The 15,388-nt window shown below is 69.5% G+C and carries 9 protein-coding genes; 5 read left to right on the plus strand and 4 right to left on the minus strand.

The window, feature by feature from the left end:
* The 5 genes from LBC97_12375 to LBC97_12395 all read left to right on the plus strand — a co-directional run.
* The coding region (locus tag LBC97_12375) for a response regulator transcription factor (protein ID MDR2566821.1) at nt 1–303 on the plus strand (303 nt) is incomplete at its 5' end.
* 124 nt (nt 304–427) lie between these two features.
* Nucleotides 428–1,189 (plus strand): ABC transporter ATP-binding protein, encoded by a 762-nt coding sequence (locus tag LBC97_12380; protein MDR2566822.1) that lies wholly within the window; start codon nt 428–430, stop codon nt 1,187–1,189.
* A 9-nt stretch (nt 1,190–1,198) separates the two neighbouring features.
* Nucleotides 1,199–4,108 carry an ABC transporter permease gene (locus LBC97_12385; protein ID MDR2566823.1) on the plus strand — a complete coding sequence of 970 codons (2,910 nt, stop codon included), beginning with the start codon at nt 1,199–1,201 and terminating at the stop codon, nt 4,106–4,108.
* Between the two features lie 1,111 nt (nt 4,109–5,219).
* Nucleotides 5,220–8,288 carry a hypothetical protein gene (locus LBC97_12390; GenBank protein MDR2566824.1) on the plus strand — a complete coding sequence of 1,023 codons (3,069 nt, stop codon included), beginning with the start codon at nt 5,220–5,222 and terminating at the stop codon, nt 8,286–8,288.
* A 114-nt stretch (nt 8,289–8,402) separates the two neighbouring features.
* The gene (locus LBC97_12395; protein MDR2566825.1) at nt 8,403–8,972 is read left to right on the plus strand and encodes a PH domain-containing protein; all 570 of its coding nucleotides are present in this window, start codon (nt 8,403–8,405) and stop codon (nt 8,970–8,972) included.
* 259 nt (nt 8,973–9,231) lie between these two features.
* Here the strand turns inward: LBC97_12395 and LBC97_12400 are convergent, their stop codons facing one another.
* The 4 genes from LBC97_12400 to LBC97_12415 all read right to left on the minus strand — a co-directional run.
* Nucleotides 9,232–10,986, minus strand: coding sequence for an ABC transporter ATP-binding protein (locus tag LBC97_12400; GenBank protein MDR2566826.1), 1,755 nt, complete (start codon nt 10,984–10,986; stop codon nt 9,232–9,234).
* A complete protein-coding gene (locus LBC97_12405) occupies nt 10,983–12,065 on the minus strand; it encodes an ABC transporter permease (protein ID MDR2566827.1) in 1,083 nt (360 codons plus the stop codon). Before LBC97_12405 ends, LBC97_12400 begins: the two co-directional genes overlap by 4 nt.
* Complete coding sequence (locus tag LBC97_12410) at nt 12,062–13,597, minus strand: ABC transporter permease (protein ID MDR2566828.1); 1,536 nt, start codon at nt 13,595–13,597, stop codon at nt 12,062–12,064. The genes LBC97_12405 and LBC97_12410 overlap by 4 nt, the downstream gene beginning before the upstream one ends.
* 252 nt (nt 13,598–13,849) lie before the next feature.
* Nucleotides 13,850–15,388 (minus strand): ABC transporter family substrate-binding protein (locus LBC97_12415; GenBank protein MDR2566829.1); only part of this gene is annotated, 1,539 nt, incomplete at its 5' end.

A 15,388-nucleotide genomic window follows, 5' to 3' on the forward strand; every position in this document is an offset into this window, starting at 1 on the left:
CAGGCCGGGGACGCGGTGATCGCGCCGTCGCCGACAAAGCGTCTGATCGCCCAGGTGGCGGCCGCCACCCCGCCGGATCCGCGCGACATTGCCGCCTTCGACGACCTGACGGAACGCGAGGTGGAGGTCCTGGTCCAGATGGCCCAGGGGCTTTCCAACCAAGAGATCGCCGCCGCCCTCCACGTCGCGGAGACCACCGTCAAGACCCACGTGGGGCGCATCTTGATGAAGCTGGAGGCTCGCGACCGTGTCCAGGCGGTCGTCGCGGCCTACCGCGGCGGTTTGGTGCAGCGGTATTCGTAGCGGCACGGCCTTTTGCGCGGGCCGTTGGGAGGGCAAGCGCCCGATGCCGTCATCCCCCGGTAGGAGGTAAAGCCCCGACCACGGCACGATCCGCCCGCCTCGCCGACCCGGTAACTTCTAGGGCATGCAGCAAGAGACTTCCCACCGCGAGGGGCCGGCCGTCGCCGCCCGCGGGCTCACCAAGATCTACGGCGCGGGTGAAGCCCGAGTGTTAGCGCTCGACTCCGTTGACGTTGACTTCGCCGCCCACTGCTTCACCGCGATCATGGGGCCGTCCGGCTCCGGCAAGTCGACGCTGCTGAATCTGCTGGCGGGGCTGGACACGCCGACCAGCGGCTCGGTCCAACTGGGCGGCAAGGAGCTCACCGGGTTGGGCGACAACGAGTTGACGGCCTGGCGGCGGCGTCACGTGGGCTTCGTGTTCCAAGCCTTCAACCTGCTGCCCATGTTGACGGCGGCCCAGAACATCCGCCTCCCGCTGGAGTTGGCGGGCGAACAGGTGGACCCGCAGTGGTGGGACACCGTGGTGGACACCTTGGCGTTGCGGGACCGGCTGGGCCACCGGCCCAGCGAGATGTCCGGCGGCCAGGGCCAGCGGGTGGCGCTGGCACGGGGCCTGATCACCCGCCCGGATGTGATCTTCGCGGACGAGCCGACCGGCAACCTGGACACCCGCTCCGGCTTTGAGGTGCTGAGTTTCCTGCGCCAATCGGTGCGGGAGTTGGGGCAGTCCGTGGTGATGGTCACCCACGACCCGGCGGCGGCCGCGTACGCGGAGCGGGTGGTCCTGCTGGCGGACGGCCGCCTGGCGGGCGAGATCCTGCATCCGACCAAGGAGTCCGTGCTGGCCGCGCTCGACGAGTTGACCACGGTCGTGAAGGTCTGAGGGACGGCCATGTTCGGTTTCACTTTGCGGCAACTGCGGATGTCGCTGCGACAGGTGGCGGGCGGCGCTATGGCGATCGTGGTCGCCACCGGCTTCATCGCCGCCGCCATGGCCGGCTCCGCCGTGATGAACGACACGGTCGACAACATCATGAGGGAGCCCTACGCCGGGGCGGACCTGGTGATGGGCCGGGCGGACTACTACGACGCGCAATACCTGCCCCCCACAGCCGCCGATGACGTCCTGGCGGATCCGGCGGTGGCCGACGCGTTTCGGTCGGTCACCGTCTCAGCCGAGGCCTCCGCCGACAAGCGCAGCGAATGGGTCACGCTGCGGTCCGCTTCCAACGCGCCCGCCTTCGCGACCTGGCCGGTGGGCCAAGGCCGGGAGCCGTCCAGCCTGGGCGAGGCGTCCCTGGCGGAATCGCTGGCCAAGCGCCTGCGCGTGGGCGTGGGCGACCAAATCGAACTGGCGGTCACGGTCTTCGGCGACCCGGTCGCGACCGACCTGGCGGTGGCCGGCAGCGGATCGGACGAGCTGGCGGCATCGGCGGCTCCGGTTGACGCGGAAGAGGCCGCAGCGGCCGTCGCCGAACCAGCGGAGAGCGTCACCGCGCTGACGGTGACGGGACTGTTCGACGATTCGGCGCCGACCTTCCTGACCAGCCGGCCAAACATCCAGACCACGCCGGAGACGCTGGCGTTGCTCGGGGTGGACCAGGCCAACGCCGACTACTACACCCCCGGCGCGCTGTTGATCGACCTGGCGGCCGGGGTCGAAGACTCGCCCCAGGTGCGCCAGCAGATCTTCGACACCGTCTCGGCCGCCTGGCAAGGCACCGACTGGGCCGCGGAATGCCCCGAAGGCTTCAAGCTGCTGTCCAAAGGCGACCAGTGGCGGCACGGCAACTACGACTTGTGCTCCGTCCTGGTGATGAGCCCGCGCGAGGCGGGGTCCATCCGGAGCTCCCAGAACTTCGACAGCGCCGTGCTCACCGGGGTGGTGGTCGTGTTCGGCCTGGTGTCGTTGCTCACCGGCGCAATGGTGATCGCCAACACCTTCCAAGTCATGATCGCGGGGCGAGCCCGGACGTTGGCGCTGTTGCGGGCCGTGGGAGCGACCCGGAGCCAAGTCCATCGCTCGGTTCTGACCGAGGCGATCATCACGGGCCTGGTCGCCTCCGGAATCGGAGTGGTGGCCGGCTGGGGTTTGGTCACCCTGGCCCTGACCGTGGCCACAAGGCTTTACCCGACCATTCCCCTTCCCGTGACGGCGCACATGTCGTTCACGGCCGTGGCGGCCGCCGCGCTGATCGGGTCGCTGACCACCATCCTGGCTTCGCTGGTGCCGGCCAACATGGCCACGCGCGTGGCGCCCATCGAGGCTCTGCGTCCGCAGGCGGCGCCCACCTTGGCGGCGCGGTCGGGTCGCAAGCGGCTGATCTGGTCAATCGTCCTGGCGGCGCTCGGCGCGGTCGGCCTAGCCCTGTCCGTGGTCCTAGTCAACGTCTTGGATTCGGGGACCATCGACCCTGCCGTGATCCTGGTCTGCGCGGTGGCGGGCGTCCTCAGCGGCGGGGCCATGGCCGCCGGGGTCATAATCGGCTCGGTCTTCTGGCTGCCCAAGCTGGTCGGGCGGATCGCCGGCCAAATCGCGAGGCGGCCCGGCGGCGCCCGGATCGCGGCCGCCAACGTGGTCCGCAATCCCAGGCGAACGGCCGCCGCCGCCACGGCGTTGATGGTGGGCGTCACGCTGGTCGGCTCAATGCTGGTCGCGGCCGCCACCTTCGACCGGTCGATCGACGCCTACGTGGGGCGGCAGGCGCCCATCGACCTGGGGGTGGGCTACGCCCGCGGCGGGTACATGACGGACGTCGAGGAGGTCACCCCGCACGAGCTGATCGGCGAGGCGGTGCCCGCCGACCTGGTCCACCAGATCGAAAACGTCCCCGGAATCACCGCCTCGGCGCCCATCACCGCGACAACGGTCCAGATCGAAGACGACCTGGGGGTCGAGGTCACCTACTTCATCAACGGCGTGGACCCGGCCCGGCTGGCGTCCACGCTGGCGGAATCCGACATTCCCGCGCAATTGGCCCCGAATGTGGTCCTGGTCGACAGTTTCACGAACGACCAACTGGCCCAGATGAGCGAGTTCGAATCCGATCAGGCCTACAGCGACTCCGAATGGACGCCGCCTTCCCCGAATCCGATCTCGGGGTCCACCCGCGCCGTCCTGACCCGCGGCGGCGAATCGTTTGAATTGACGTTTGTGTACGCCCCGGAGTTGGATTCGAGCCGAGTCTGGCTGGGCTCGATGATCACCGACCAGGCCACTCTGGACGCCCTGGGCGCCGACCAGACCGTTCTGGCTTTGTTCGACGTGGACGCGGAGGCGGACGCTGTGGCCGTCCAGAACGAGGTCCTGGAGCTGGTCACCGACGCGTCGCCGCAACTGGCCGCCTATGAGGTGCAGGGCTCCGCCATCGAGAAGGCCGAGGCGCGCAAGGCGCTTTCCACCATGCTGCTGATCGGCCTGGCCCTCTTGGCCGTTTCCCTGGTGGTGGCCTTGATCGGGATCTCCAACACGTTGTCGCTCTCGGTGATCGAACGGCGCCATGAGACCGCGTTGCTGCGGGCGCTGGGGTTGTCGAAGGGCCAGACGCGCTGGATGTTGGCGGTCGAGGCGATGGTGATCGCCGGTGTGGCCGGACTGATGGGGGTCGCCTTCGGCGCCCTGTACGGCTTCGCCGCCTCCGCGCTGTTGCTGGGGCCAACCTTCGGCGCCGAGTTCGCGTTTCCCATCTGGCCCATGGCGGTGCTGTTTGGCCTGATCCTGGCGGCCGGCCTGCTCGCCTCCGTCTTGCCGGGGCGCCGGGCCGCCCGCACTCCCCCGGCCGCCGCCCTGGCGATTGAGTGATTTCACCGATCCCCAGGCTTTTGCCTTCGGGCTCTGACCGGCGTGGCCGGGATGGCAAACTCGGCCGGTGCATTTCACCCTGGTAACAGCCGGCAAGGCTCAGGATTGCTGGGCTGAGGACGGTTCGACCCTGCCACAGGTCCTGGACGAACTGGGCCTTTCCGGACCGGGCGTTGGGGTTGGCCTGGGCGGCGAGCCGCGTCGGCAGGGCGCTTTGAGTCCGGGCGCGACGGCGCTCGGGGACACCCCGACTGTCCCTCCTTTGCGCCACGGCGCGGTGGTTCGGCTCGGGTCGCCCACTTTGGGCCCCGGCTCAACAGTCCGGGATCCGGCGGTTGTAGACCCGGCGCCAGAAACAGCCGCCGATGCCGTCCGGCCCGGCGCCTGGCGTCTGGTCCGGCTGGGTTCGCCCTGGTCCGGGCATTCCGTTCCCCTGCGTTCGGCGGCGGCGCCGGTCGGGGCGGGAACAACTCGGAGGGGCCGGGTAACGCTGCGACGTCTCCCTCCCACGCGTTCGGCGGCGGCGCCGTTCCGAACCAAAACGGCTCGGCGCGGCCGGGTCCCGCCGCGACGTTCACCGCCGGCGTCCGAAAAGGGCGGGCTGGGCCAGGGGTTTCCTGGCCGGCTGGGCCCGGCCCGATCCGACGGGCCGGGCCAGGGGTCTCCCGGCGCGGCTGGCTGGCCGGGCCCAGCCGGATTCGGCGCGCTGGGCCAGGGGTCTCCCGGCGCAGCCAGCGGGCTGGGCCAGGGGTTTCCTGGCGGGCTGGGACCAGCTGGATCGGAGGGCCCCAGCCGCTTTCCCCTCCGCGCGGTCGGTTCCGGCTCCATGGTTGGCAGCCAGGGCCGTGGTGGCCCAGCGGCGCGCCTGCCCAGCCCGCCGGTCTGGCTGGGACGGGTCCGCCAGCCCAAGCGGGGCCGGCCGCGCGTTCGCTGGCGGCGTCTTTGGCGCTGGCGGCGCTGTCCGCCAGGGACCCTGGTCCGGACCCACGAGGGCGAAGTCTTTGCCCTGATCCAGGAGCCGGTCGGGGCCCCGCCGGAGCGGCCCGGCGGGAAGCGAAGCTGGGCCGCAGTCGCCTCCACAGCCGCGACCGGCCTGGTCATGGCATTGGTGATGTTTCTGATCACGCGCAATCCGTTGTGGGCCGCCATGCCGCTGGCAGCCGTGGTGGCCTCGGTCATTCCGCTGGCTTTGCGGGGCCGCCGCGCGCGCTGGTGGGAGAGCGTTGCGGGACTGGATCCGCAGGCGACCGCAGGTCCGGGCCCCAGCCTTGGGGACGGCCCGCTGGAACTCGTGGGCGATCCGGCCGCGGTGGAGGCGTTCGCCCGCCGTTTGATCGCCTCCGGCTTGGGACCCGGCACGGGCCTGCCTTCGCTGGCGGTCCCGCCCGCGCCGCGCTGGGCTTGGACCCGCTTCGCCCCGGCGGCGCCGCCAGGCCACGCGGCATTCACCATCACGCCAATCGAGGAAGGCCTCCGCCTGTCGCCGGCGGGCTCCTGGGAGCCGGCCAACGGGCCGTGGCCTACGGCCGCTGGGAGCGGCTTGGGGCAGACCAGTTCTGGCCGCACCCTTTGGCGACCTTCGCCGGAGGGTGACGCGGCCGGGTTGGCGCCGCCCGCGCGGCGGAACGGCAACGCTGGCGGGCCGGGGACCTCGAGCCTCGCGGGGCTGGCGGCCGGCGCGCCAGGCGGGGCGAACGGCTCTGGCCGGCCTGGGGCCGCCGCCGGGGCGGCTCGTTGGATGGTCAAGGCAGCCGGACTGGGGCTGTTGATCGCACGCGCGCCGGGCCGCGAGCCGCTCCGGGTAGTCGGATTGGGCGCCGCCGCCATGGAAGACCTGATCAGGCGCCGGGCGGCGGATTCCGGGCCGCCGCCCGGCGCGGACCCGCTCCCCCTCGTCCCTGATGAGCTCGCGGCCAATTGGCGGGCGGGAGGAGGCCTGCCGGCGATCGCCCTCGCCGCTGGCGGCGGGGCCGTGCGCATCGACCTGGCCAGCGACGGCCCGCACGCGTTGGTGGCGGGCACCTCCGGCTCGGGGAAGTCGGAGTTTCTCCGCGCTTTGATGCTCGCGGAATGCGTGGCCACTCCGCCGGACCGCCTGATCATTGTCGGTCTGGACCACAAAGGTGGCGCTACCTTTCGTGACTTGGAGCATCTACCGCACGTGGTCGGGGTAGCGACAGACCTTGACGCGGCCGGCACCAGCCGCGTTCTGACCTCGCTTGAGGCCGAGTTGGCGGGTCGCGAACGCCTTCTTGAACGCCATGGCCGCGCCTCTTGGGGCGAATTGCCCCCGGCCGTTCGACCCGCCCGCCTGTTGGTCGTGGTGGACGAGTTCCGAACCCTGCTGGATGCCCTACCCCAAGCCGCCGGACGCCTTGAGCGTCTGGCCGCCCAAGGCCGTTCCCTCGGCATGGGCTTGGTTCTGGCCACCCAGCGCCCGGCGGGCGCCGTGAGCGCGCAACTGCGGGCCAACCTCGCCCTGCGGGTCTGCTTCCGGGTCGCCACAGAAGCCGACTCGTTGGACGTCCTCGGCTCGGCCGCCGCCGCCGCCCTGGACCCGGACAAGCCCGGCAGCTGCATTCTGGCCAGCGCCGGACGCGCGCCCGCCAAACTGCGGGTGCGGCTGATGCCGCCGCCGGGGCGGCGTCCCGCCATGCCGGTGTCGTGGCCGGGTCGCTGGTTCCCGCCGCCGGCGCCGCCGCCCAATCCGGCAGCTTTGGTGGCGGCCATCGCGGGGGCCGCCACCGCCGTGGGCGCCCGGCCGCCGGACGCGCCCTGGCGGCCTCCCCTGCCGGAACGGCTGACGGCGCAGGATAGCGGGTGGCCTGGGGACGGCATCGGCGGCGTGGTTCTTGGCCTGGCCGACCAGCCTGACAGGCAGGCCCAACGGTGCCTGACCTGGGATCCCGCGAGCGGCCACTTGGCGATTCTGGGGCCTCCGCGATCTGGCCGCACAACTGCGGCGGTCACCGCAGCCGCCGGCCTGGCCGCCGCGAGTTGGATGACTCATGTTGTGACCCACAATCCCGCCGCGTTCGCCGGGCTGGCCACCTTGCCGGCTTTCGGCTCGGTGATCCCACCCGACGCGCCCGAGCGGCTGGGCGAACTGCTCCAGGGACTGGCTGGAAGGCGGATCGCGCTCGTCATGGACGCGTACGCCGAACTCGAGGATTTGGCCGTGCCAGCGTTGGGTCGCAGCTTGATCGACGCGCTGATCCACGGGGCTTTGGCGCCCGGCGCCGCACTGGTGGTGACCGCGCCCGCCAAGCCCGCGCGCTGGCTGGGTCTCTGCCCGCACCGGCTGGTTCTGCCGGTGGCGGAGCTGACGGACGCGCTGGCTCTAGGGCTGCCGCGCGACCTGGCTGCGGGCCCGCGTGTGCCCGGCCGCGTCTGCCACCTGGGCGGCGAGGCGCCCCTGATGGCACAACTCTGCTTGCCGCCAACCGTGTCCGCGCTGTCCCGTGCCGGACGCGCTCACGCCGCCCCAGGGGACCGGGCCGCAGTGGCCGGCGACGGCTGGGCGCCCCCGCGTTCCCTTTCGAACTGCGATGATCCGGATGCGGTCCTCGAACCGCCCCACAAAGTGGTGCCGCTGCCTACCCGCGTCAACTCCGCCGACCTCCCGGCGGAGACCGCCGAACCGTCCCACGCCGGTGCCCTGTGGGTCGGCTTGGGCGGGGCGTTGGGCACTCCCCTTGCCCTGCCAATCCGCGAGGGCCAGCCAGTCGGCGTGATCGGGCCGCCCGGTTCGGGCCGGTCGACCGCGTTGGCGGCGATTCGGCGCCGACTTGAAGCCTCGGGCCACCGGGTCCTCATGTTCCCCTCCGGGCCAGGCCGCCGGTGGCCCCAGATCATCGACTCGTTGCGGGCCGCCCAGGTTGTGCTGGTGGACGATCTGGAGTCGGTCAGCGGGGCCCCGCCCCCGGCGCCGCCCGCCGGCGGCACCTTGATCGCCACCTGCACCACCGCCACCGCAGCGGCCTTCCGGCCGCCCTCCCAATGGTTCCACGCGAATCCGCTGGGCATTGTCCTGTGGCCAAGCGCGCGCGGCAGCGCCCAGGCCTTCGGCCCCTCGGTCAACCTATCCCCCGCGTTGACGGGTCCCTGCGCCGCCGAACCGCCTGGTCGCGCCCGCCTGGTCATCGGCTCCAAGACCTGGCCCGTCCAACTCGCCACCTGACCACCACTTGTTTCGCGGCCGCGCGGCCGCCGCCTCCTCGCAAGCGGATGGGCATGGGAGAATCGGCCGGTGGACCCAGCGACCTTCACCTACCGGCCTCGGACGGGTCCATCCATGGCCGCGTTAGTTTGGGCGGTGGCTGGCGCGGTCGCCGTCAGCCTCGCTCTTGACGAGCCCGGTCAACTGGCGCGCTGGATGCCAGCCGCCGCCCTCGCTTGCTTGACCGCGTGGGCGGTCTTTTGGGCGCCCAAAGTCATAGTCGGCGCGGATGGCCTCGACATCCGGAATGTGGTCGCCAGCCACCATGTGCCCTGGGCGGCGATTGCCCGCATCGACACGAAATGGGCGTTGACCCTCTACACCGCGCAAGGAAAAGTGACCGCCTTCGCCGCGCCCGCGCCGTCAAACCTGCGGCCGCTCCGCGGCGCGTCGAGCGCAGACATCAAGCACCTGCCGGAATCCGCCTTCGACGCCGCCCGTTCCGTGCGCCCGGGCGACCTTCCGGGCACGCCTTCGGGCGACCTGGCCTGGGTGGTCCGCGAACGCTGGGAGCAAGTCCGCGACCAGGGCCCCACCGGCACCGCATCCGGCCAGCAGGCCACTCGCCGCTGGCATACGGCCACCATCCTGCTTTGGCTCGCCTTGGCGGCTGCCGCCGCCGCAGCACCTGCCCTGACCGCCTAACCCAGGACGGCACACCGGCCCAGCGAAACAAACCCGCCGGTCAACGCCGTGATCTGCAGCCCGCCAATCGGAACGAGGCCTGCGGTGCCATGGTTCTCGGGGCTGACGCGGCTCCAAGTGCAAGCCAAACCACGATCGTGATCCACCACCGGCCAGTTCTTCACGGCCCCAAGGCCTTGGGGCCACTCAACTGCCAGTGTTCCCGCAAGTCGGACACCCGCACGGCCAAGGCCGCGTGGACGTCGCGCGGTCAAGCGGGCTAGTCGCCCGGCGCGAGGGTGCGGCGGCGTTCGGCCTGCAGGTCCGGGTCTGGGACTGGGACGGCCGCTATCAGCTCGCGGGTGTAGGCCTCCTTCGGGTGGCGGAGGATCTCCGCCGAGGTGCCCGTCTCAACCAAGCGGCCTTTCGACATGACCGCGATCCGGGAGGCCACCATCTCCACGACCGCCAAGTCGTGCGAGATGAACAGGCACGCGAATTGGTGTTCCCGCTGCAACTCGCTGAACAGATCCAGCACTGTGGCCTGCACGGACACGTCCAGGGCCGATGTCGGCTCGTCCGCGATCAGCAGTTTTGGCCGCAAAGCCAGCGCACGGGCTATTCCGACCCGTTGGCGTTGCCCGCCTGAGAGTTCGTGCGGGTAGCGGTTCCGCAGGGACGCCGGCAATTTGACCTGTTCCAGCAAGTCGGCCACCCGAGCGTCAAGTTCCTTGCCCTTGGCCAGGTGGTGGAGCGCCAGCGGCTCCCCGATCGACTGCCCTATCGGCAGTCGCGGATTCAGGGACGAGCCGGGGTCCTGGAACACAATCGACACGCCCTGGCGCGCCCGCCGCAACTCCTTCGCCCCGATCCCCTTCAGTTCGAAACCGGCCACCTTGAGGGAACCCTCGTGCACCGGCAGCAATCCGACCACCGCCCGGCCCACCGTCGACTTGCCCGAGCCCGACTCCCCCACCAGCCCAACCACCTCGCCCGGCGCGATCGTCAAGTTGAAGTCCTCGACCGCCCGGAAGGCCGGCGTCCGCCCGCGCCGGGGGTATTCCAGCGTCAAGCGCTCGGCCGCCAGAACCGGCGCCACCCCCGCCGCAGCAGTTTCACCGGTGCCCGATGCCGTCCGCTCGCCTTCCCCCTCAGCCTCCGCCTGGAGTTTGGGCACCGCCGCCAGCAGCAGCTTGGTGTACGGGTGGCGGGGAGAGTAGAAGATCTGGCGGGAGGGGCCCGCCTCCACGATCCGGCCGTCCTTCATCACGCAGATGCGGTCCGCCATGTCCGCCACGACGCCCATGTCGTGCGTGATCAGGATGATCCCGGAGTCGATCCGCCGCCTCAGGTCCCGCATCAGGGCGAGGATCTCGGCTTGCACGGTGACGTCCAGCGCGGTGGTCGGCTCGTCCGCGATCAGGAGCTTCGGGTCCAGCACCAGCGCTTGCGCGATCATGGCGCGTTGGCGCTGCCCGCCGGACAACTGGTGCGGGTAGTAGTCGATCCGGGTCTCCGGATCCGGCATGTCGACCAGTTTTAGCAACTCCAACGCCCGCGCGCGGGCCTGCCTGGGCCCGACGGGGCGGTGCGCGCGGATGGTCTCGACAATCTGGAAGCCGATCGTGTAGACGGGGTTGAGCGCTGTCATGGGTTCTTGGAAGACCATCGCGATCCGGGAGCCCCGGATGCTTTGCAACTCCGAGGCGCGCATGCCGACCAGTTCGCGGCCCTCCAGTTTGGCCGAACCGGAGACGCGGGCGTTCGGCGGCAAGAGGCCCACCAGGGCCATTGAGGACTGCGTCTTGCCGCTGCCGGACTCGCCCACAATGGCGAGCACCTCGCCGGGGCTGACGTCGTAGGAGACGTCGATCGCGGCCGGGAACCATTCCCCCTCGACGTAGAAGTCGACGTTCAGGCCGCGCACCCGCAGGATTGGCTCCTTGTCCTGGCCCGGCTCGGCCAAGCCGTCAGCGCATGGGGGCACTGCCTCCCCGGCGCCGCCGGTCTGGCCTGCGAATTCGTCGGGGCTCATCGCGCCGCCGCCTTCCGGGCCGCCTTGGCCATCTTGCGGGCCGAGGGAATGCGGCGCTGGCGCGGGTCGAAGGCGTCGCGCAGGCCGTCGCCTATGAAGTTGACGCACAACGCGATCACAATGATGAAGAAGCCCGGCCACCAGAACAGCCACGGCCGCTGGGTGAACGCCGATTGGTACTCGGAGACCAGGTTGCCCAACGAGATGTCCGGGAAGTGAATGCCGAAGCCCAGGTAGCTGAGCGCGGTCTCCAGAAGGATGGCGGCGGACATGAGCAAAGTCGCGTTGACTATGATCACGCCGACGGCGTTCGGCAGAATGTGTTTGACAATGATCCGCGCGCTGGACGCCCCGGCCACGCGGGCGGCGTCCACAAACTCGCGTTCGCGCAGGGACAGGAACTCGGCGCGCACCAAGCGGCTCATCGCCATCCATTCCACCAGGGCCAGGGCCAGGCCCAGGGTCACCGCCGAGGCGCCGTTGACCCAGTGGCCCAAGACCATGCCGATCACCATCACGGGGATGGCGATCATCATGTCGGTGAAACGCATCAAGAGCGTGTCGACGCGGCCCCGGAAGAAGCCGGCGGAGGCGCCCACCAGCACGCCGATCAGCGTGGCCAGCAACCCGATCAGGACCATGACGGTGAGGGACTGCTGCGCGCCGCGCATGGTCATGGCGAACATGTCGTGGCCCACCGTGTCCTGGCCGAACGGGTGCTCGCCAATGTGGACGCCCTCGGTCAGCGACAACTCAAGGGTGGGCCGGCCGCCGGGGATGGCGATCGGATAGGTCGCGGAGTAACTGTGTTTCCACCAGCCGGGGATGGGGCCCCAACCGATCGATGTCGCCACCAGGATGACCAGGAGGGCCAAGACCGCCATGGCGATGATGGCGCCGCGATGGCGCAGGAAGCGGCGCCGCACGATCTGCCCTTGCGAGAGGCCTTCGGCCGCTTTGAGCTCAATCGCGTTCTCGCCCGCGCCGGCCGCGCCAGTCAAAGCGTCGATGTCCGCAATGGCGCCAGTCAGGTCCTCAAGGGGATCCGGCGGCCGGCCGGAAGGAGGGGTCGTGTTCACGCGTTCACCCGGATCCTCGGGTCAAGGCCCGCGTAGACCATGTCGGCCACAATGTTGGCGGCAATCGCGAGCGCCGCCGTGACGACGAAGTAGCCCATGACGCCGTAGATGTCGTTTCCCCGCAACGCCTGGATGAACATGGTGCCCATGCCCCTCCAGGAGAAGATCCGCTCGGTGATGATGGCTCCGCCGAAGACCATGGCGATGTCGATGGGGATGACGGTGGCGAGCGGAATCAGGGCGTTCCGGAAGGCGTGGCGGACAACCACGGTCCGCTCGTTCAGGCCTTTGGCCCTGGCGGTCCGGATGTAGTCGGCGTTCATCACCTCCAGCATGGAGGAGCGGGTGTAGCGCGTGTAGGAGGCGAACGTGATCAGCACCAACGCGGTGGTGGGAAGGACCAGGTGCGTCAACACGTCCGTGGCGGAAAACCAGAAGGAGCCGCCCAACTCCGGGGTGACGGAGCCCATGGTGCTGATGGGCCGGCCATTCACGCGAGGCGAGTCGAGGTAGGCCGGCCAGGCTTTCATCATCCGGTCGGCGAAGACGAACACCGACATGATGATCGCGGTCAGCGCCGCGGTGCGGGCGGAGACCCGCCTGTCCGGGCCTCCCCAGGCCAGGCCCGCGCCAACGCCGACCAGGGCCGCAGCCACCCAAAGGCCCAGAATCACGGGCCAACTCGCGCGTTCGAAGGCGAACTGCAGCGGGTAATACAGGATCAGCCCCACGCCGACGGTGCTCAAAGAGGAATACAAGGCCCGCCGGTTTCCCAGGCCGCTGGACACCGCTGCGACCGCCACGGCCGCCCCGGCCCCGGTCAGGCCCACGCCCACAATGCCAAGGCCCGGCTCCAGCAGGAAGTTGGCGGCGTCCACGTAGACCATCACCGCCGTCACAGCCGCGAACCCGATCCCCCCGACCGTCCACCGGGTGCGGGGCCGGCCGCCCGCCACCATGGCGGCGAAAACGCCTGCGGCGGCTCCCACACCCAGGATGAGCGCCAGCGGCAGCTTCGGGTGCGCCAAGAAGTTGTTGAACCGGATCGCGCCGAATTCCTTGAGCAGCACGGCCACCCAAAAGGCCGGCAGCGAATAGAACAGGAAGGTGAAGAAGGTGGTCAGGTAGTCGAAAGCCGAGTATTGCCGCAGCGCGGTGGTGATCCCCACGGTCACGCCCAGCAGGATCGCGATGACCACCGAGGCGAAGACCAGTTTGACCGTGGTCGGGACCGCCGAGGCCAGCTGGGACGCCACCGTCTGGTTGGTCAGAATTGAGACGCCGAACGTTCCATTGCCCCACAGGTAACCCGCCAAGCGGCCGAGCCATTTGAAATAGCGCAGCACCGGCGGGGTGTTCAGATCAAGGTTGGCTGTGGTCCGCTCGATTAGGAATTGTTTGTTGGGCGCGCTCGAGGCTTTGACTTCCGCCAGCGGGTCGACTGACAGCGCGACCATCATGAAAACAATGAAGGTTGCGCCGAACAGCACAATCAACCCCACCGCGACGCGGCGGGCGATGAACGAAAGCACGCAGCCAGCTTAGTCTGGGGCGGCGGGAACCGGGGTTATCCCGCCCGTGGCCAGCCCGGCGAACCGTCCCGCCGCGCCCGCCACACCCCCAGCGCACGCCACGCCCTGGAGTCGGCTCGCATATCCGCATAGGGAAACGGCCGGCAAGGCGGGAAGAATCCCGACTCGCCGGCCGTCCCATATTCACGTTCGCCGTCAATCAGGGGTCAAACGGGTCGCCGAGCGGCGTCCCACCCCACTTGGGCGGCGAGGTCAGCTGGTGACCTCCCAGTCCCAGAAGTTCCAGAACATGGTCCCGGAGATCGTGGTCATGGACACATTCTTGATGGTGTCACGCCAAGCCAGCACCGACGGGAATTGGAAGATGGTGATCCCGAAGCCGTCTTCAAGCAGGATCTGCTCGACTTCCAGGTTGATCTCCTCCTGGCGCTTCGGGTCCGTCGTGGTCGCCAACTCGTCGTACAACTCGTCAATTCTGGTATTGGCGATGTGGCCGAAGTTGTTCTGGCCGTCTGAGACAAAGTTGGCGGCCGGTTCGAACACGGCGGTCGAGGTCGACTGCCACCCGAACAGCGAGGCGTCATAGGTGTCGTTGCCGAGAATCGACCCCCATTCGTCGGAGCCCGCGTCGATCACATCGAAGCCGGCCTGGGTGGCCGATTCGTGGATGAGTTGGAACTCTTGCACGCGCCGGGCGTTGGACTTGCCGTACAGGAACCGCACCTGGGGCGCGGTCACGCCGGCCTCCTCCAGCAGTTGCTTGGCGCCTTCGATGTCCACATCCTTGTAGTCGGCAAAGCCGTTCGCGGCCACGGTCGCGTCATATGTGGGCGAACCGGGCACCAGGTTGTACGAGTCGCGGGTCTCCGCGTCCGGCTGGGTCGGCTTGATGATGGTGTCGACAATCTTCTGGCGCGGGATGGTCTTCAGGAAGGCGACGCGCACCTTCTTAGCCTTCTCGGCGTCGCCACCATAGGTGGCCGGGTCGAACGGGCCGCCGCTGGTGTAAGTCAGGTCGACGTGCTCGTAGGTGCCCTCGTAGCCGGATTGGTGTTTGATTCCCGCCGCCCCTTGGACGTCCGCCAGCACGTCGGCTGTGACCTGGGGCTGGATGATGTCGACGTCGCCGTTCTTGAGCGCCTGCACTTGGGCCATCGGGTCCTCGTTGTAGGTGACGATGATCTCCTCGACCTTGGCGGGGGTGCCCCACGTGAAGTCGGGGTTCTTCTTCAGGGTGACGTATTGGCCTTCCACGTAGTCGCTGACCAGCATGGGGCCGCAGGAGAGCACCAGTTCGGCGTCCTCGCCTTGCGGCATGGCGTTGATGTCGAAGTCGAAGCTCCAGACCTTGGCGATCTTCGCCAGCGCGACGGCGTCCTTGTCCTGGATCGCCGCGACCACGGCGGCTTGGGCCTCGGCCGGATCGGCGATCCCGAGAGCGCGCTTGCCGACCACGTGGGCGGGCAGCGGATAGTCGGCGAAGTTGTACTGCCAGTCGGCGAACGGCTTCGAGTAGACGAACGTGACGGCCTTGCCGTCATCGGAAATGGTCGGCGTGTCGGTGATCAGCGCGACGGCCGGATCGCCGGCGTCGAAGTAGACCTTGCCCTCCGTGACGTTGACAATGACGCCGTCTTCGTCGTATTCGACGTCGCCCTCGGCCACGTCGTTGAACACCCCGGAGCGGGCGGCCCACTCGAGCAGCAGGTCGGAGCCGTCCAGCGGCGTGCCGTCAGACCACTTGGCGTCCGGGCTGATGGTCTGCGTGACGGTCAGCGGGTCTTCCGAGTC

The organism is Bifidobacteriaceae bacterium (assembly GCA_031281585.1).
Taxonomy (GTDB): Bacteria; Actinomycetota; Actinomycetes; order Actinomycetales; family WQXJ01; genus JAIRTF01.

Excerpts from the sequence above, each read along its gene's own strand:
- LBC97_12380 (MDR2566822.1), top strand. The coding sequence starts at position 428 with ATGCAGCAAGAGACTTCCCACCGCGAGGGGCCGGCCGTCGCCGCCCGC.
- LBC97_12385 (MDR2566823.1), top strand. The coding sequence starts at position 1,199 with ATGTTCGGTTTCACTTTGCGGCAACTGCGGATGTCGCTGCGACAGGTG.
- LBC97_12390 (MDR2566824.1), top strand. The coding sequence starts at position 5,220 with ATGTTTCTGATCACGCGCAATCCGTTGTGGGCCGCCATGCCGCTGGCA.
- LBC97_12395 (MDR2566825.1), top strand. The coding sequence starts at position 8,403 with ATGGCCGCGTTAGTTTGGGCGGTGGCTGGCGCGGTCGCCGTCAGCCTC.
- LBC97_12400 (MDR2566826.1), bottom strand. The coding sequence starts at position 10,986 with ATGAGCCCCGACGAATTCGCAGGCCAGACCGGCGGCGCCGGGGAGGCA.